The sequence below is a fragment of the Pseudomonas sp. yb_9 genome (genome assembly GCF_043103635.1).
GTDB lineage: Bacteria > Pseudomonadota > Gammaproteobacteria > Pseudomonadales > Pseudomonadaceae > Aquipseudomonas > Aquipseudomonas monteilii.
In genome coordinates, this window is the sequence record NZ_JBICKA010000045.1 from 1 (window position 1) to 17,380 (window position 17,380).

Below are 17,380 nucleotides of genomic sequence, written 5' to 3' on the forward strand. Positions count from 1 at the left end.
CCTTACACCAGGTCGGAGGCAGAGATGATTATCTCGCACCTCTACGCGACTCTTCAGAAATACTGCCAGATCTACGCTGCGTTCTTCGAGTTCTGCTTCTTCACCGGTGTCCGGCCTGGTGAAGCCATGGGCCTGAAGTGGGAGGATGTCGACTTGGATCAGCGATCAGCAACGATTCGCCGGATCATCGTCAATCGGGCGCCCGAGGAGCGCACGAAGACCAAGTATCACCGGGTGGTGTTGCTCAACGAGCGCGCGCTGAACGCCATCAACCAGGCCCAGCGGATGGCGACACTTCGACGCATGGCATCCAAATCGGCCCACCCTGTAAGCGCTTTTGTGTTCCAACCGAGCAAAGGTGGGCTGTGGATCAACGAGCCAAGTGTTACAATCCGCCACTTCAAATCAGCGCTCAAGGCGCTGAACATCCGTGAACGCCGTCAGTACGACACCCGCCACACCTACGCAACCATGTGCCTAATGTCTGGAATGAACCCTGCGTTCATAGCGAACCAGCTTGGCCACAGCGTTGAGATGTTGCTTTCTACCTACGCGAAATGGATCAGCTCCTCCTCGGACTGGAGGGAGCTGGAGAAGCTGCCGCCCCGAGTCGAAATGGCCCAAAATTGGCCCAAAACTGACACGAAGGCCTAAATACACCTCTGGAACCCCCGCAGGACAAGCACTTGATCTCCACAGCTAACATCACCATGCAGTTCGGCTCCAAGCCGCTGTTCGAAAACGTTTCCGTCAAATTCAACAACGGCAACCGCTACGGCCTGATCGGCGCCAACGGTTGCGGCAAGTCGACCTTCATGAAGATCCTCGGCGGTGACCTTGAACCATCCGGGGGCCAGGTCATGCTCGAGCCGAACACCCGCCTGGGCAAACTGCGCCAGGACCAGTTCGCCTACGAGGAATTCACCGTGATCGATACGGTGATCATGGGCCACGGTCAACTGTGGAAGGTCAAGGCCGAGCGCGACCGCATCTACTCGCTGCCGGAAATGACCGAGGAAGACGGCATGGCCGTCGCCGAGCTGGAAACCGAATTCGCCGAAATGGATGGCTACACCGCCGAATCCCGCGCCGGTGAACTGCTGCTGGGCCTGGGTATTCCACTGGAGCAACACTTCGGCCCGATGAGCGAAGTGGCACCGGGCTGGAAGCTGCGTGTACTGCTGGCCCAGGCGCTGTTCTCGGACCCGGACGTGCTGCTGCTCGACGAACCGACCAACCACCTGGACATCAACACCATCCGCTGGCTGGAAACGATCCTCACGGCGCGTAACAGCACCATGATCATCATTTCCCACGACCGACACTTCCTCAACAGCGTCTGCACCCACATGGCTGACCTGGATTACGGCGAACTGCGCCTGTTCCCAGGCAACTATGACGAGTACATGACCGCAGCCACCCAGTCGCGTGAGCAACTGCTGTCGGACAACGCCAAGAAGAAAGCCCAGATCGCCGAGCTGCAGACCTTCGTCAGCCGCTTCTCGGCCAACGCCTCGAAGGCCAAGCAGGCGACTTCGCGCGCCAAGCAGATCGACAAGATCCAGCTGGCCGAGGTCAAGCCGTCCAGCCGTGTCAGCCCGTTCATTCGTTTCGAGCAGACCAAGAAACTGCACCGCCAGGCCGTGGTCGTCGAAAAAATGGCCAAAGCCTTCGACGACAAGGTGTTGTTCAAGAACTTCGACATCACCGTCGAAGCGGGCGAGCGCGTTGCCATCATCGGCCCCAACGGTATTGGCAAGACCACGCTGCTGCGCACCCTGGTCGGCGAGATGACCCCGGATGCAGGTTCGGTCAAGTGGACCGACAGCGCCGAAGTGGGCTACTACGCCCAGGACCACGCCCACGACTTCGAAGACGACATGACCCTGTTCGACTGGATGGGCCAGTGGACCTCTGGCGAGCAGGTGATCCGCGGCACCCTGGGGCGCATGCTGTTCTCCAACGACGAGATTCTCAAGTCGGTGAAGGTGATTTCCGGTGGTGAGCAAGGCCGCATGCTGTTCGGCAAGCTGATCCTGCAGAAGCCGAACGTACTGGTGATGGACGAGCCGACCAACCACCTGGACATGGAGTCGATCGAAGCGCTGAACCTGGCGCTGGAAAACTACCCGGGCACCCTGCTGTTCGTCAGCCACGACCGCGAGTTCGTATCGTCGCTGGCCACGCGGATCATCGAGCTGTCGGCCGATGGCGTAGTGGACTTCAGCGGTACCTATGACGACTACCTGCGTAGCCAGGGTGTGCTGGTCTGATTGATGGGGCGGCATGGCCATAGGTATGGCTGAGCCGGCCTCTTCGCGGGCATGCCCGCTCCCACAGGTAATGCGCAGGCCTTGAGTACTGTGCGGTAGCTGTGGGAGCGGGCGAGCCCGCGAAGCATCCACCGCCAGTCCCTCAGGCTGGCATTCCCCGACGAATAATTCGTTAGCCTGCTTTCATTTCCTTCCTGTAGCAGCCATCATGGACCCACGCCCAACCGCCCGCCCGCGAAAGAGCCCATGACCGCGCAACAACCCGCCCCCACCCGCAATACCCTGCACATCACCCTGCAGATCCTGTCGATCGTTTTCTACACCTTCATTGCCTTCCTCTGCATCGGCTTGCCGATTGCGGTACTGCCCAGCTATGTGCATGACCAGCTGGGTTTCGGCGCGGTGATCGCCGGGGTGACCATAGGCCTGCAATACCTGGCCACCTTGCTCAGCCGCCCGTTTGCCGGGCGCGTTGCCGATACGCTTGGGGGCAAGCAGGCCACACGCTTCGGCCTGCTGGGGATTGCCGGCTGCGGAGTGTTGACCCTGCTGTCGGCCTGGACCCTGACACTGCCACTGCTGAGCCTCGCGTTGCTGCTCGCAGGCCGTTTGCTGCTGGGCATCGCCCAGGGGTTGATTGGTGTAGCCACCTTGAGCTGGGGCATCAGCCAGGTCGGCCCCGAACACACCGCCAGGGTGATCTCGTGGAACGGGATCGCCTCGTACGGTGCTATCGCGATAGGCGCCCCCTTGGGCGTACTGGCCGTGGACGTGCTGAACTTCAGCGTACTGGGGCCCGCCTTGCTGGTGCTGGCCGTGGCTGCCCTGCTGGTGCTGCGCAAACGTCCTGACGTGGTGGTGGTGCGCGGCGAGCGCCTGCCCTTCTGGTACGCGTTCGGCCGTGTCGCCCCGTGTGGCCTGGGCCTGACCCTCGCCTCGATCGGCTATGGCACCCTGACCACCTTCGTCACCCTGTACTACCTGGAGCGCGGCTGGGCCGGCGCTGCGTGGTGCCTGAGTGCGTTTGGTGTGTGCTTCATCCTTTCGCGGCTGCTGTTCGTCAATGCCGTCAACCGCTTTGGTGGCTACAACGTGGCGGTCGCCTGCATGGCCACCGAAGTGCTTGGCCTGAGCTTACTATGGCTGGCACCTTCCCCGGCCTGGGCGCTGGTCGGCGCAGGGCTTACCGGTTTCGGGCTGTCGTTGGTGTACCCGGCGCTGGGCGTCGAGGCAATCAAGCAGGTCCCCAGCAGCAGCCGTGGCGCGGGGCTAGGCGCCTATGCGGTGTTCTTTGACATGGCCCTGGCCATCGCCGGGCCGGTAATGGGCGCAGTGGCCGTGCACTTCGGCTATGCCTCGATCTTCTGCGTGGCGGCCCTGCTGGCCTTGGCCGGGGTGGGCCTAACGCTGTTGCTGTCGCGGCGCGCCCGCCTCGGCTGAGCGCTCGCCCGGTTGCGGTGCACCCAGCGCCTGGCTGAAGAACGCCGCCGTTTCGCGCTCTAGCGAATGATGAATATGGCGGCGGTCCACGCCCTCGGCATCTTTGCACAGTACGGGCATTCGCGTGTATTGCTCGGCGTCGCAATGGGCCATGAACACAAAGTGGCCAGCGCCGGCCAGCAGGCGGTAATCCGGCGTAACCGGCAGTTTGCGGGCCAATGCTTTGGCGTTGCGGTCCACGGCCACCAGTTGATCGCTGTCTCCGCTATAGATGAGGGCGGGTACCTGCACCCCAGCCAGGGCATGGCGCCCGAACAGCAAGCTTAACGGGGCCATCAGCATCACCGCCCCCACCCGCTGGTCTGCCTGCGGCGCCAGCTCGCTGCGGTCGGCAATCAGAATCCCGTGGGTTTTGCAGGCGTCGGCGTCGTTCGGGCGTTCCAGGCAGTACTGCCGCAGGCGGTCCAGATCGGGGCGCGCACCAGACAGTATCAACGCGGTTTCGCCGCCGGCCGAATAGCCGATCACACCGACCTTGCCTTCATTCAGGTAAGGCCCGAGCAATGCATCGTCACGGGCAGCACCGATGGCAGCGCTGACTTGCAGTGGCCGGCCATAAAGATTGCTCAAGGTACCCAGGCGACTGTGGTCGCGGACGTTGTCCCCCGGGTGCACGACCGCTACCACCACGAACCCCTGGCGCGCCAGGGACGTGGCCAGGTAATGCAAGGCCAACGGACTGCCGGTGTTGCCGTGGGACAACACCAGTAACGGGAACTGGCCCATGGCAACGGGTGCCTCTTCAGCCACCTCGACCGGGTAGCCGTCTATACGGCTGCGATGGGTTGAACCAACGGCCGGGTAAAAAGCCAGTGCTTGCATCGGCCGGTTATCGACCGGGTCGGCCAGTGTCATGTGGTGCAGGCCGGCCACCCATGGCGCAGCCTCGGCGTGGGCCAACAGGCCGCCGAGCAGCGCCAGTGCCAACATGCAGCGTGGAAGGGTCATCGGCCGGCGGTTCCTTGCAGGGCGAAGTGATAGCACAGCATAGAGCCGGCCTGGCCGGCACCGCATGAAAACTGGATGAAACCGTCGTCATGCATGTGGCGTGCGCGCCCTATGCATTTGCGCATGGCGTCGAACCCGTGGCATAGATGGAGGTCCACGTCTTTACGTGACCGTTTCGCGCCATTGAAGGAGATTCATGCATGAGCAAGCCCGCCTATGTGCCACCCAAGGTCTGGCGCAACGACGCAGCATCCGGCGGCCAGTTCGCCAGCATCAACCGCCCGGTTGCAGGCCCGACGCACGACAAGGACCTGCCGCAGGGCAAACATCCGCTGCAGCTGTATTCCCTGGCCACGCCCAATGGCGTCAAGGTCACCGTTGCCCTTGAAGAGCTGCTTGCTTTGGGCCATCGCGGCGCCGAGTACGATGCCTGGCTGATCCGCATCGGCGAGGGCGACCAGTTCTCCAGTGGCTTCGTACAGGTAAACCCCAACTCGAAGATCCCTGCCCTGCTTGACCGAAGTGTCGAACCACCTGTGCGGGTGTTCGAATCGGGGTCGATCTTGCTGTATCTGGCGGACAAGTTCGGTGCCCCACTGCCGAAATCGCCGGCTGCACGCACCGAAAGCCTGAACTGGCTGTTCTGGCAGATGGGCGCAGCGCCTTACCTGGGCGGTGGCTTTGGCCACTTCTACGTGTATGCGCCAGAGAAATACGAGTACGCCATCAACCGCTTCACCATGGAAGCCAAGCGTCAGCTGGATGTACTCGACCGCCGCCTGGCCGAAAGCCGCTACCTGGGCGGCGATGAGTACAGCATTGCCGATATCGCCGTGTGGCCATGGTATGGCCAGTTGGTGCGCGGCAACCTGTATGGCGCGGCGGAGTTCCTGGCGGTTGACGAATACCCGAACGTGCACCGCTGGGCCGAGGAAATTGCCCAGCGCCCGGCTGTGCAGCGAGGTACCCGGGTGAACCGGACCTGGGGAGATGAAGACAGCCAGGTGCCTGAGCGGCATTGCGCGGCGGACCTGGATTGAGGGCTAGTCGGGGTCGCTACGCGACCCCAACAATGCTCGCCTGCATAAAACCATTTGCCCCCGCGCAAACCTGCGTCCGTCAAGCCCTTCTTGTACACTCCTCGCATTAGCCCCCACCTGCACATTTTTTTGGTGAACGCATGATCGAGGTAACCGAGGTTTCCATTGCCGAGCTGCGCGACGCACTCGAGTCGGGCCGCACGACGGCGGTCGAGCTGGTCAAGGCCTACCTGGCGCGTATCGACGCCTACGATGGCGCCAACACCGCCACGGCCCTGAACGCCGTGGTGGTGCGCAACCCTGAGGCGCTGAAAGAAGCCGAGGCCTCCGATGCCCGCCGCGCACAGGGCCAGGTGCTGAGCCCGCTGGACGGCATCCCCTACACCGCCAAGGACAGCTACCTGGTCAAAGGCCTGACCGCTGCTTCCGGCAGCCCTGCCTTCAAGGACCTGGTCGCCCAACGTGATGCCTTCACCATCGAGCGCCTGCGCGCCGCCGGTGCCGTGTGCCTGGGCAAGACCAACATGCCGCCCATGGCCAACGGTGGTATGCAGCGCGGCGTGTATGGCCGCGCCGAAAGCCCGTACAACGCCAACTACCTGACCGCGCCGTTCGCCTCGGGCTCGTCCAACGGTGCCGGCACCGCCACCGCCGCCAGCTTCAGCGCCTTCGGCCTGGCTGAAGAAACCTGGTCCAGCGGCCGTGGCCCGGCGTCCAACAACGGTTTGTGCGCCTATACCCCATCGCGCGGGGTGATTTCGGTGCGTGGCAACTGGCCGCTGACACCGACAATGGACGTGGTGGTGCCTTACGCCCGCACCATGGCCGACTTGCTGGAAATCCTCGATGTGGTGGTAGCCGATGACGCTGACAAGCGCGGCGACCTGTGGCGCTTGCAGCCTTGGGTGCCGATTCCGGCTGCCTCAACGGTGCGCCCTGCGTCTTACCTGGACCTGGCCGTGGATGCCGGTGCCCTCAAAGGCAAGCGCTTTGGTGTGCCGCGCATGTACATCAATGCGGATGCCGAAGCTGGCACCTCCGAAAAGCCGGGTATCGGCGGCCCGACCGGCCAGCGCATCAACACCCGCGCCACGGTGATCGACTTGTGGCAGCAGGCGCGCCAGGCCCTGGAAGCGGCCGGTGCCGAAGTGCTGGAAGTGGACTTCCCGCTGGTGTCCAACTGCGAAGGCGACCGCCCGGGCGCACCGACTGTCTACAACCGTGGCATTGTCAGCAAGGAATTCCTGCACGACGAACTGTGGGAATTGTCCGGCTGGGCCTTTGACGACTTCCTGCGTGCCAACGGTGACCCCAAGCTCAACCGCCTGGCCGATGTCGATGGCCCACAGATCTTCCCGCACGACCCGGGCACCCTGCCCAACCGTGAAGACGACCTGGCTGCCGGCATGGACGAATACGTCAACATGGCCAAGCGTGGTCTGAAGACCTGGGACCAGATCGAAACCCTGCCTGACGGTCTGCGTGGCCTGGAAAAAACCCGCAAGCTGGACCTGGAGGACTGGATGGACAATCTGGGCCTGGACGCGGTGCTGTTCCCGACCGTTGCCGACGTGGGGCCGGCGGATGCCGACGTTAACCCGGCCTCGGCCGACATCGCCTGGAGCAACGGTATCTGGGTGGCCAACGGCAACCTGGCGATCCGTCACCTGGGCGTGCCAACCGTTACCGTGCCGATGGGCGTGATGGCCGACATCGGCATGCCGGTGGGGCTGACCTTTGCCGGGCGGGCTTACAGCGACAATGCGCTGTTGAGCTTTGGTGCAGCCTTCGAGGCGACCGGCTCGCGCCGCATGATCCCGCCACGCACCCCAGCCCTGGGCTGAGTTTCACCGGTGCCGCGTTGCGGCCCATTTGCGCAAAAACGGCCCCCACCGGTATTGCAGCGCCCTTGAATGCGCAGCAATACCTGTGGGTGGAGATTACGATAGTCACATGCACCTGATCTACTAAGCCCGCTGCAACCGGAAAAATGCCCTCGCAACGGCGTCAACCCTGACGAAATGCGTATCGCACCCTTTCGGTCTGCGGCAAGTGAAGGCACAATGCGTGTCCTTTTTTTGGCCGGCCTGGCCGGGGGCCTTTAAATGATCAAGACGCCGTATTACCTCATCGACAAAACCAAGCTGCTCAGCAACATGGAGAAGATCGCCTACGTGCGTAAACACTCCGGTGCCAAGGCGCTGCTTGCCCTCAAGTGCTTCGCCACCTGGTCGGTGTTCGACCTGATGCAGCAGTACATGGACGGCACCACCTCGTCCTCCCTCTTCGAGCTCAAGCTCGGCCGCCAGAAGTTCGCCGGCGAAACCCACGCCTACAGCGTGGCCTGGGCCGACGATGAGGTCGAGGAAATGCTGGAGAACTGCGACAAGATCATCTTCAACTCGATCGGCCAGCTGCAGCGCTTTGCCGAACAGTCCGAAGGCAAGGTGCGTGGCCTGCGCGTCAACCCGCAAGTCAGCAGCTCCGACTACCTGCTGGCCGACCCGGCCCGCCCGTTCAGCCGCCTGGGCGAATGGGACCCGGCCAAGATCGAACAGGTGATCGAGCAGATCTCCGGCTTCATGTTCCACAACAACTGCGAGAACGGCGACTTCGGCCTGTTCGACAAGATGCTCACGCACATCGAAGAGCGCTTCGGCCACCTGCTGCACAAGGTCGAGTGGGTCAGCCTGGGTGGCGGCATCCACTTCACCGGTGAAGACTATGCGGTAGACGCCTTCTGCGCGCGCCTCAAGGCCTTCTCGGAGAAATACGGCGTGCAGGTATACCTGGAGCCGGGCGAAGCGGCCATCACCAACAGTGCCTCGCTGGAAGTGACCGTGCTCGACACCCTGTACAACGGCAAGCACCTGGCCGTGGTCGACAGCTCGATCGAAGCGCACCTGCTCGACCTGCTGATCTACCGCCTCAATGCCAAGATGGCCCCGAATGACGGCGAGCACACCTACATGGTCTGCGGCAAGTCGTGCCTGGCCGGTGACATCTTCGGCGAGTACCAATTCGATCGTCCGTTGGCCATTGGTGATCGCCTGTCGTTCGTCGACACAGCGGGTTACACCATGGTCAAGAAAAACTGGTTCAACGGTCTGAAAATGCCTTCCATCGTGGTCAAGCAGCTCGACGGCAGCGTCGAAGTCGTCCGCGAGTTCGGTTTCGAAGACTACGTTTCCAGCCTGTCGTAAGACTGGCTACTCAAGTAAGGAGCAAAGGGTAAATTGAAGAAGAACGTTCTTATCATTGGTGCAGGAGGTGTCGCCAAGGTGGTGGCCCACAAGTGCGCGCAGCATAACGACGAACTGGGTCGTATCGCTATCGCGTCACGGAACATCTCCAAATGCCAGGCCATCATCGACAGCGTCAAGGCCAAGGGTAGCCTCAAGGTACCCGCCGACATCCAGGCCTTCTCGCTCAACGCCCTCGATGTCGAGGCAACCAAGGCACTGATCCGCGAAACCGAATCGCAGATCGTGATCAACGTGGGGTCCGCCTTCCTCAACATGTCGGTGCTGCGCGCCTGCATCGATACCGGTGTCGCCTACCTGGACACCGCCATCCACGAAGAGCCGGGCAAGATCTGCGAAACCCCGCCGTGGTACGGCAACTACGAGTGGAAACACCTCGAAGAGTGCCAACAAAAGAACATCACTGCCATTCTTGGTGTCGGTTTCGACCCGGGTGTGGTGAACAGCTACGCCAAGCTGGCGCAGCAGCAATACTTCGACAGCATTGATTCGATCGACATTCTCGACGTCAATGCCGGTTCGCATGGCAAGTACTTCGCCACCAACTTCGACCCGGAAATCAACTTCCGCGAATTTACCGGGCAAGTGTGGAGCTGGCAGAACAGCCAGTGGACCAGCAATACCATGTTCGAGGTCAAGCGTACTGACGACCTGCCGGTGGTAGGTTCGCAAAACCTGTACCTGACAGGTCACGATGAAGTTCACTCGATTTCGAAGAACCTCAACGTGCCGAACGTGCGTTTCTGGATGAGCTTCGGCGAGCACTACATCAACGTGTTCACCGTGCTGAAAAACCTGGGCCTGCTCAGCGAGCAACCTGTGAAAACCGCCGAAGGCCTGGAAGTGGTACCGCTGAAAGTGGTCAAGGCCGTGCTGCCGGACCCAGCCTCGCTGGCCCCAGGCTACACCGGCAAGACCTGCATCGGTGACCTGGTCAAAGGCACCAAGGATGGCCAGCCGCGCGAAGTGTTCATCTACAACGTGGCTGACCACGAAGAGGCCTACGCCGAAACCGACAGCCAGGGTATTTCCTACACTGCCGGCGTACCGCCAGTGGCTGCCGCCCTGCTGGTAGCCCGTGGCGAGTGGGATGCCAAGCGCATGGTCAACGTCGAGGAGCTGCCAGCCGAGCCGTTCCTCAAGGCGCTGGACGTGATGGGCCTGCCGACCCGGGTGAAAGATGAAAAAGGCGATCGTCCTTGGGACGCTGAAGCCTAAGCAGCAAACAGAAGGGGCGCCACATGGCGCCCCTTCTGCTTTTCAAGGCAAGCTTTCTACTTCCGGGCCTCCAGAATCAGGTTGAACGGCGTCTGCGTCGCCCGCCGGAACCGGCTGAACCCCGCCTCTTCGAACACCGCCCGCAACCGCGCCTCCCCGGCCTGCGCGCCCAGCCCCAAGCCCACTTCCTGCGACAACGAGTAATGCACAGTAGGCGTGCCCGCCATCGCCGCGCATGGCCGCGACCAGCTTGTCCTTGCCATGGAACAATACCGCGATCACTGCAGCGCCAAGGCCATGGCCTGCCCTCCTCTGCAAGAAGGCCATCGCCAGCGAGGGACATCCGCTCCGGGGAGGCGGTGGTCGGTTGAATGAATCTGGCTCACCGAATACAGCAACGAAGAAGCACTCGGAGCGTTCGCCAAGATCGACAGCTCTACCTACGCGGGCCGCCCGATCAAACGGAAAAAAGCTTCCTGAACCTATCTCACGAAGTAGTACTGTCGCGGCCATGACCTACACACCGGCCACTATTCTTTGAGGCGTAGCCCCAGCAGGTAACAAATCCTAAACAACGATGTGACATTTTTTTTCAGCTTTCTTATCAAGGAGCTGAACAATGAAGGTCACGGTTTTCGGTACCGGCTATGTCGGCCTCACCCAGGCAGTGTGCCTGGCGCAGGTGGGGCACTCCGTGTTGTGCATGGACGTCGACGCCGAACGGGTTGCCATCCTCAATGAAGGCCATTGCCCTATCTTCGAGCCGGGCCTTGCGCCAATGCTGGAGAAAAACCTGGCCTGCGGTCGCTTGCGCTTTACCACCGATGCCGGGAAAGCAACCCAATACGCCAAGTTGCAATTCATCGCCGTCGGCACCCCGCCACAAGCGGATGGCAGCGCCGACCTGAAGCACGTGTTTGCCGTGGTCGACAGCATCCTTGAACATGCCGATGGCCCCAAGGTTATCGTCAACAAATCCACCGCGCCGGTCGGCACGGTGCACCGCATCAAGTCGCGTATTGCCCAGGCCGGCGCCGAACCCGGGCGCTTCCAGGTCATCAGCAACCCGGAGTTTCTCAAAGAAGGCTCTGCCGTGGACGACTGCATGCGCCCGGAGCGCATCATCATCGGCGGTGCGGAGCCAACTGAGGTAGAGCTGCTGCGCGAGCTGTACCTGCCGTTCAGCCGCAACCGCGAAAAACTGATGATCATGGATGCGCGCAGTGCCGAACTGACCAAGTACGCGGCCAACTGCATGCTGGCGACCAAGATCTCGTTCATCAACGAAATCGCCAACCTGGCCGAGCACCTGGGGGCCGACATCGAGATGGTGCGCCGTGGCATCGGCTCCGACCCGCGCATCGGCTACAACTTCATCTACGCCGGTTGCGGCTTCGGCGGCTCATGCTTCCCCAAGGACCTGCAAGCCCTGCGCCGCAGCGCCGAGGCTGAAGGGTTCGAACCCCAGTTGCTGCGCGCGGTAGAGTCGGTCAACGAACATCAAAAGGGCCGGCTGTTCAGCAAGATCCAGCGGCATTATCCCGGTGGCCTGCAGGGCAAGGTATTCGCCTTGTGGGGGTTGTCGTTCAAACCCAACACCAACGACATCCGCGAGGCTTCCAGCCGGGTCCTGCTGGAAGCATTGTGGGCCGCTGGCGCAAGGGTGCAGGCCCACGACCCGCAAGCGATGGAGGAGATCCAGCGGCACTATGGCCCGCGTGCCGACCTGCAACTGGTGCCCTGCAAGGACGATGCTTTGGAGGGGGCCGACGCGTTGGTCATCGTCACCGAATGGCAAGACTACCGCGTGCTCAACCTGGACAAAGTGCCGCAGTTGCTGGCCGACCGGGTGGTGTTCGACGGGCGTAACCTGTTCGAGCCCGAACACATGGCCACCGCAGGCCTGACGTACTACGGCATCGGCCGTGGCCAGGTGCAGCCAGCATGCCCGTACTGATCACCGGCGTCGCCGGCTTTATCGGCTTCCACGTCGCGCAGCGCTTGTGCGAGACGGGTATCGACGTGGTCGGCATCGACAACCTCAATGCCTACTACAGCGTCGAGCTGAAACTGGCGCGCCTGCGGCAGCTGTTCGGCTTTGCCAATTTCCACTTCCAGACCCTCGACCTTGCCAATGCTGCCGACCTGCAGCAGCTGTTCAACGGGCAGGCATTCAGTGAAGTGATCCACCTGGCGGCCCAGGCCGGGGTGCGCTACTCACTGGAAAACCCCGGCGCATACGGCCAGGCCAATCTGGTCGGTTTCCTCAATATCCTCGAAGCCTGCCGCCAACAACCGCCACGCCACCTGATCTACGCCTCCAGCAGTTCGGTGTACGGCGCCAATGCCAAGCTGCCGTTCAGTGTCGATGACCCGGTCGAGCAACCTGTGTCGCTCTATGCCGCCAGCAAGCGCGCCAACGAACTGATGGCGCACAGCTATGCGCACCTGTACCGGCTACCGACCACAGGCCTGCGCTTTTTCACGGTGTATGGCCCTTGGGGCCGGCCTGACATGGCGCTGTTCAAATTCACCCGCGCCATGCTCGAAGGCCGCCCGATCGAGGTTAACAACAACGGCCTGATGGGACGCGACTTCACCTACATCGACGACATCGTCGAAAGCGTCCTGCGCCTGCGCCTGAGGCCACCACAGCCTGGCGAAGGGCAACCGCCCTGCCAGCTGTTCAACATCGGCCGTGGCCAACCCGTGCGGCTGCTGCATTTTATCGAATGCCTGGAAGACGCCTTGGGCATCAAGGCGCAGCGCGACTACCTGCCGCTGCAAGCGGGTGACGTGCTGGAGACGTGGGCCGATGTGGACTCACTGGCGCGCTGGATCGACTTCACTCCGGGCACGTCGCTGGAACACGGCGTAAACGCTTTCGTGGGCTGGTACCGGGAGTTCTACCGGGTTTGAGCCACACAATCACAACACGATCACAGGTAGCCTCATGACAGATCCACTTGACCTCTCGGTGCTCATACCTGCCAGGAACGAGGTCGACAACCTGCCGTCACTGCTGATGGAAATTCGCAGCGCGCTGGCGACAGAACACTATGAAGTGCTGGTGGTTGACGATGGCAGCAGCGACCACACCCTGAGCGTGCTGCAACACCTGAAAAGCCAGGGTTACACGCAACTGCGCATCCTGCGCCACGACCGCTCGCTGGGCCAGAGCACCTCGCTGTGGCATGCCGCGCAGGCTGCCCGCGGCCAATGGCTGGCCACCCTCGATGGCGACGGCCAGAACGACCCGGCAGACATCCCGGGCATGCTCGCCCTGGTACGCGCCAATCAAGATCTGGCCGGTGGTGTGAAGCTGGTGGCCGGGCACCGGATCAACCGCCGTGACAGCGCCAGCAAGCGCTGGGCATCGCGCTTCGCCAACGGCCTGCGCAGCCGCATGCTCAAGGACGCCACGCTCGACACCGGCTGCGGGCTGAAACTGATAGAGCGTGCAGCCTTCCTGCGCCTGCCCTACTTCGACCACATGCACCGCTTTATCCCGGCGCTGATCCTGCGCCATAACGGCCGCATGCTGGTGCACCCGGTCAACCACCGACCACGTCACGCCGGGGTGTCCAAGTACGGCAACCTGGACCGCGCCCTGGTCGGCATACTCGACCTGTTCGGGGTGTGGTGGCTGATCCGCCGAACCCGTCTAGACACGCGCCCCCAGGAGCTCGAAGGATGACCCGCGAAACCCTGTGGCTGATCATCGGCTTCACCGGCCAGGCCGTTTTCACCGGGCGCTTCGTGCTGCAGTGGCTGTACAGCGAGTTCAAGCGCCGCAGTGTCATCCCGGTAGGTTTCTGGTACCTGAGCATGCTCGGCAGCGCGCTGCTGCTGACCTACGCCATTTACCGCCAGGACCCGGTATTCATCATCGGCCAGAGCTTCGGCTTCCTGGTTTACCTGCGCAACCTGCAACTCATCGCCCGCCATCAGGAACAGAAGGAATAGCCCTTGCCCAGGTTCAAGACACTTGGGGCCGAACGCCTGGCCCTGATTGCCCTCGCGGTGTTGTTGGTGGGCGCCGGTATTGGCTGGCGCCAGCCAATGAATGTGGACGAAGAGCGCTTTCTCGGCGTCGCCCTGGAAATGCTGCAGAGCGGCAACTGGTTCATCCCCCACCGGGCAGCGGAAATTTATGGCGACAAGCCGCCGCTGTTCATGTGGACCGTGGCCCTGTTCAGCCAACTGACCGGCTCGCCCAGGATAGCCCTCTACCTGCCAGGCCTACTGTCGGCGGCGACCATCACCTGGGTGCTGCATGACCTGGGGCGGCGCCTGTGGAACCGGCGTATCGGTGTAATCGCCGCCTTGCTGTTCCTGGCCACCTACCAGAGCTACAGCATCCTGCGTACGGGGCAGATCGACAGTTTCCTGTGCCTGTGGGTGGCACTGGGCTTTTACGGCATGGTGCGCCACCTGCTGCTGGGCCCAGCCTGGGGCTGGTTCTACCTGGCCTGTGCGGCCATGGGGCTGGGCATTATCAGCAAGGGCGTGGGCTTTATCCCCGCGCTGATGTTGCTTCCCTATGCCTGGGCGATACGCCGACACTGGCACGGTGTAGTCGCCATGCCTGGCCAGAGCTGGCGCTGGAGCCTGGGGCTGCTGTGGTTGCTGGCCGGTTGCGCGGTGTGGCTGCTGCCCCTGTTGGTGTCGATCGCCCATGGCGGTGGCGCGGCGGAGCTGGCGTACCTCAAGGAGATTTTGCTACGCCAGACCGCAAGCCGCTATGCCAACGCCTGGGACCATCGCGAGCCATTCTGGTACTTCTTCGTCAAAGTCATTCCCAAATACTGGCTGCCACTGATCCTCGCCCTGCCTTGGCTGGTGCCCGCCTGGCGCCGGCAATTGCAGAAGCGCGATGGGCGCTTTCTGCTGTTGCTTGGCTGGGTGGCGCTGGTGCTGCTTTTTTTCAGCCTCAGCAGCGGCAAGCGCAAGCTGTATATCTTCCCCGCGCTGCCAGGCCTGGTGCTGGCCATCGCACCACTGGTGCCATGGTTACTCAAACACTGGTTTCAACGCCGACCGGGATGGCGCAGCGTATTCACTGCCGTGGCCTTGGTGTGGTTTGCCCTGTGGTTTGCACGTGGCTTTGTCGAGCCGCTAAAGGAGGGTCGCAACCCGCATGAAACGCTGATGAGCGAGGCGAAACGCGCCACCGGTGGCGCTGAGCTGGTGTTGGTAAGCTGGCGCGAGGGGCATTGGCTGTTTGCCCGGCAACCGATTGTGCATTTCGGCTTCACCGGCCAATCCAACGCGGATACGGCGGCCTACTGGCTACGCCAGAACCCTGCCGCTTTCGCCCTGATTCCAGCCACCGAACTGGGCCGCTGCTTCAGTGCCAGCAAGGCCCGCAAGCTGGGCCAGACCTCGCGCGCCGAATGGTATGTGGTGGGCGCCGATGCCGACAACGGCCAATGCCAAAGCGCAGCGCCCAACCACATCTACCGTTTCACATGGGCTAAGGCGCAGGCGGATTGAGCTGCAGCACCTCATTGGTGTATGCCCATTCCTTCTGTACCTGGTCCGGGTGGTCATTCAGGCGAACGCCATAGGACGGGATGATCTCCTTGATCTTGGCCTGCCATTGCGGCGTTGCCACCTTGTCCTTGAACACCTTGTTTAGCACATCGAGCATGATGGGTGGTGCGGTCGAGGCACCCGGCGAAGCCCCCAGCAAGCCGGCGATAGTGCCGTCCTTGGATGTCACCACCTCGGTACCGAGCTTGAGCACGCCACCCAATGCGTCGTCTTTCTTGATGATCTGCACCCGCTGGCCGGCCTGCCACAGCCGCCAGTCTTCCTTCTTCGCCTCGGGGAAGTAGGTGCGCAGCGCTTCGAAGCGGTCATTGTCGGATTGCAGCACCTGGCCGATCAGGTACTGCACCAGGTCAAACTCGCGTACGCCCACCCGCACCATCGGCCAGGCGTTGTGCACACTGGTACTGGCAAGCAGGTCGAGCAGCGAGCCCTGTTTGAGGAACTTGGTCGAGAACGTGGCGAACGGCCCGAACAGGATCATGCGCTTGCCATCGAGCACCCGGGTGTCCAGGTGCGGCACCGACATTGGCGGGGCACCGGTCGCGGCAATGCCGTAGGCCTTGGCCATGTGGCGCTGGGCGATGGCCGGGTTGTCGGTGACCAGGAACGAGCCACCGACCGGGAAGCCGGCATAGTCCTTGGCTTCCTCGATGCCCGACTTCTGCAGCAGTGGCAACGCCGCACCACCGGCACCAATGAACAGGAACTTGGCGTCGGTAGCCGACTTGCTGCCATCTTTCAGGTTCTTGTACTCGACGTGCCAGGAGCCGTCATCGTTACGGGTGATTTCCTGCACCTCGCTCGACAGCTTGAGGTCAAAGTTAGGCCGGGTCTGCAGATAGCCCACGTACTGCCGGGTGATCTCGCCAAAGTTGACGTCGGTACCAATCGGCGTCCAGGTCACGGCCAGCTTCTGGTTGGGGTCGCGCCCCTCCATCATCAACGGCACCCATTTGCGGATCTGCTCGTGGTCTTCGGAATACTGCATGGGCTTGAACAACGGGCTGGCCTGCAGCGCCTCATAGCGCCTTTTCAGGAAGCGGATGTTGTCGTCCCCCCACACGAAGCTCATGTGCGGCGTGGTATTGATGAAGGAATGCGGGTTCTTCAATACGCCCTGCTTCACCTGCCAGGCCAGGAACTGGCGGGTGACCTGGAACGACTCGTTGATCTCCACGGCTTTGCTGATGTCGATCTTGCCGTCTTTTTCCGGCGTGTAGTTGAGTTCAGCCAGGGCCGAGTGGCCGGTGCCGGCGTTGTTCCAGCCGTTGGAGCTTTCTTCGGCCACCTTGTCCAGGCGTTCGACCATCTCCATCGACCAGCCTGGCTCCAGCTCATTGAGCCAGACGGCCAGCGTAGAACTCATGATGCCGCCGCCCACCAGCATCACATCCACCTTTCTGGTTTCCGCTGCCTGCGCATTGAGCATGCTCAATGCCAGCGCCAGCCCGGCCAGCGCCAGTTCCGGCTTGATGGTGATCTTCATAACCTCTCCCGTGCCTCGTTGCTGTCCGTTAGTCCAGCACAAGCTTAGCTGACGGATTTACTCGGTTATGTTCAATGCGAAGCTTCGTGCCTCTTG

Annotated in this window: 14 protein-coding genes and 1 pseudogene; 12 read left to right on the forward strand and 3 right to left on the reverse strand. The window is 62.2% G+C overall.

Going from position 1 to position 17,380, the window contains the following annotated elements; all coding sequences use genetic code 11:
- The 3 genes from ACF8MI_RS12190 to ACF8MI_RS12200 form a co-directional block, all read left to right on the forward strand.
- Window positions 1-654 (forward strand): site-specific integrase (locus tag ACF8MI_RS12190; protein WP_312827705.1); only part of this gene is annotated, 654 nt, incomplete at its 5' end.
- Window positions 655-686: 32 nt separating this feature from the next.
- Window positions 687-2,273, forward strand: coding sequence for an ABC-F family ATPase (locus tag ACF8MI_RS12195; RefSeq protein WP_016715632.1), 1,587 nt, complete (start codon window positions 687-689; stop codon window positions 2,271-2,273).
- A gap of 177 nt (window positions 2,274-2,450) precedes the next feature.
- A complete protein-coding gene (locus tag ACF8MI_RS12200) occupies window positions 2,451-3,713 on the forward strand; it encodes an MFS transporter (protein ID WP_325075162.1) in 1,263 nt (420 codons plus the stop codon).
- On the opposite strand, the gene ACF8MI_RS12205 is transcribed toward ACF8MI_RS12200, so the two are convergent.
- Window positions 3,675-4,721 carry a dienelactone hydrolase gene (locus tag ACF8MI_RS12205; protein ID WP_060499039.1) on the reverse strand — a complete coding sequence of 349 codons (1,047 nt, stop codon included), beginning with the start codon at window positions 4,719-4,721 and terminating at the stop codon, window positions 3,675-3,677. The genes ACF8MI_RS12200 and ACF8MI_RS12205 overlap by 39 nt on opposite strands.
- 200 nt (window positions 4,722-4,921) lie before the next feature.
- On the opposite strand from ACF8MI_RS12205, the gene yghU reads away from it, so the two are divergent.
- From yghU to ACF8MI_RS12225, 4 genes are all read left to right on the forward strand, one after another.
- On the forward strand, window positions 4,922-5,761 hold the full coding sequence (gene yghU / locus ACF8MI_RS12210; protein WP_200928457.1) for a glutathione-dependent disulfide-bond oxidoreductase: 840 nt from the start codon (window positions 4,922-4,924) through the stop codon (window positions 5,759-5,761).
- Window positions 5,762-5,901: 140 nt separating this feature from the next.
- Complete coding sequence (locus ACF8MI_RS12215; protein WP_060499037.1) at window positions 5,902-7,605, forward strand: amidase; 1,704 nt, start codon at window positions 5,902-5,904, stop codon at window positions 7,603-7,605.
- A 261-nt stretch (window positions 7,606-7,866) separates the two neighbouring features.
- Entirely contained in the window at window positions 7,867-8,964 is a 1,098-nt protein-coding gene (locus ACF8MI_RS12220) for a carboxynorspermidine decarboxylase (protein WP_060499036.1), read from the forward strand.
- Between the two features lie 33 nt (window positions 8,965-8,997).
- The gene (locus ACF8MI_RS12225) at window positions 8,998-10,242 is read left to right on the forward strand and encodes a saccharopine dehydrogenase family protein (protein ID WP_016394970.1); all 1,245 of its coding nucleotides are present in this window, start codon (window positions 8,998-9,000) and stop codon (window positions 10,240-10,242) included.
- Between the two features lie 56 nt (window positions 10,243-10,298).
- Here the strand turns inward: ACF8MI_RS12225 and ACF8MI_RS12230 are convergent.
- Window positions 10,299-10,442: pseudogene (locus tag ACF8MI_RS12230) on the reverse strand (SAM-dependent methyltransferase); the annotation flags it as partial.
- A 419-nt stretch (window positions 10,443-10,861) separates the two neighbouring features.
- On the opposite strand from ACF8MI_RS12230, the gene ACF8MI_RS12235 reads away from it, so the two are divergent.
- Genes ACF8MI_RS12235 through ACF8MI_RS12255 form a run of 5 tightly spaced genes read left to right on the forward strand, consistent with a single transcriptional unit; the run spans window position 10,862 to window position 15,738 of the window.
- Window positions 10,862-12,199 (forward strand): UDP-glucose/GDP-mannose dehydrogenase family protein, encoded by a 1,338-nt coding sequence (locus ACF8MI_RS12235; protein WP_200928458.1) that lies wholly within the window; start codon window positions 10,862-10,864, stop codon window positions 12,197-12,199.
- On the forward strand, window positions 12,187-13,161 hold the full coding sequence (locus tag ACF8MI_RS12240) for an NAD-dependent epimerase/dehydratase family protein (RefSeq protein WP_060499034.1): 975 nt from the start codon (window positions 12,187-12,189) through the stop codon (window positions 13,159-13,161). The genes ACF8MI_RS12235 and ACF8MI_RS12240 overlap by 13 nt, the downstream gene beginning before the upstream one ends.
- A gap of 34 nt (window positions 13,162-13,195) precedes the next feature.
- The gene (locus tag ACF8MI_RS12245) at window positions 13,196-13,939 is read left to right on the forward strand and encodes a glycosyltransferase family 2 protein (RefSeq protein WP_200928459.1); all 744 of its coding nucleotides are present in this window, start codon (window positions 13,196-13,198) and stop codon (window positions 13,937-13,939) included.
- A complete protein-coding gene (locus ACF8MI_RS12250; RefSeq protein ID WP_060499032.1) occupies window positions 13,936-14,208 on the forward strand; it encodes a lipid-A-disaccharide synthase N-terminal domain-containing protein in 273 nt (90 codons plus the stop codon). The genes ACF8MI_RS12245 and ACF8MI_RS12250 overlap by 4 nt, the downstream gene beginning before the upstream one ends.
- A 3-nt stretch (window positions 14,209-14,211) precedes the next feature.
- On the forward strand, window positions 14,212-15,738 hold the full coding sequence (locus ACF8MI_RS12255; RefSeq protein WP_060499031.1) for a glycosyltransferase family 39 protein: 1,527 nt from the start codon (window positions 14,212-14,214) through the stop codon (window positions 15,736-15,738).
- On the opposite strand, the gene mqo is transcribed toward ACF8MI_RS12255, so the two are convergent.
- On the reverse strand, window positions 15,719-17,284 hold the full coding sequence (gene mqo, locus ACF8MI_RS12260; RefSeq protein WP_200928460.1) for a malate dehydrogenase (quinone): 1,566 nt from the start codon (window positions 17,282-17,284) through the stop codon (window positions 15,719-15,721). The two genes, ACF8MI_RS12255 and mqo, sit on opposite strands and share 20 nt — an antisense overlap.
- Window positions 17,285-17,380 lie beyond the last annotated feature (96 nt).

Excerpts from the sequence above, each read along its gene's own strand:
- ACF8MI_RS12205 (WP_060499039.1), bottom strand. The coding sequence starts at position 4,721 with ATGACCCTTCCACGCTGCATGTTGGCACTGGCGCTGCTCGGCGGCCTG.
- yghU (WP_200928457.1), top strand. The coding sequence starts at position 4,922 with ATGAGCAAGCCCGCCTATGTGCCACCCAAGGTCTGGCGCAACGACGCA.
- ACF8MI_RS12215 (WP_060499037.1), top strand. The coding sequence starts at position 5,902 with ATGATCGAGGTAACCGAGGTTTCCATTGCCGAGCTGCGCGACGCACTC.
- ACF8MI_RS12220 (WP_060499036.1), top strand. The coding sequence starts at position 7,867 with ATGATCAAGACGCCGTATTACCTCATCGACAAAACCAAGCTGCTCAGC.
- ACF8MI_RS12235 (WP_200928458.1), top strand. The coding sequence starts at position 10,862 with ATGAAGGTCACGGTTTTCGGTACCGGCTATGTCGGCCTCACCCAGGCA.
- ACF8MI_RS12240 (WP_060499034.1), top strand. The coding sequence starts at position 12,187 with ATGCCCGTACTGATCACCGGCGTCGCCGGCTTTATCGGCTTCCACGTC.
- ACF8MI_RS12245 (WP_200928459.1), top strand. The coding sequence starts at position 13,196 with ATGACAGATCCACTTGACCTCTCGGTGCTCATACCTGCCAGGAACGAG.
- ACF8MI_RS12250 (WP_060499032.1), top strand. The coding sequence starts at position 13,936 with ATGACCCGCGAAACCCTGTGGCTGATCATCGGCTTCACCGGCCAGGCC.
- mqo (WP_200928460.1), bottom strand. The coding sequence starts at position 17,284 with ATGAAGATCACCATCAAGCCGGAACTGGCGCTGGCCGGGCTGGCGCTG.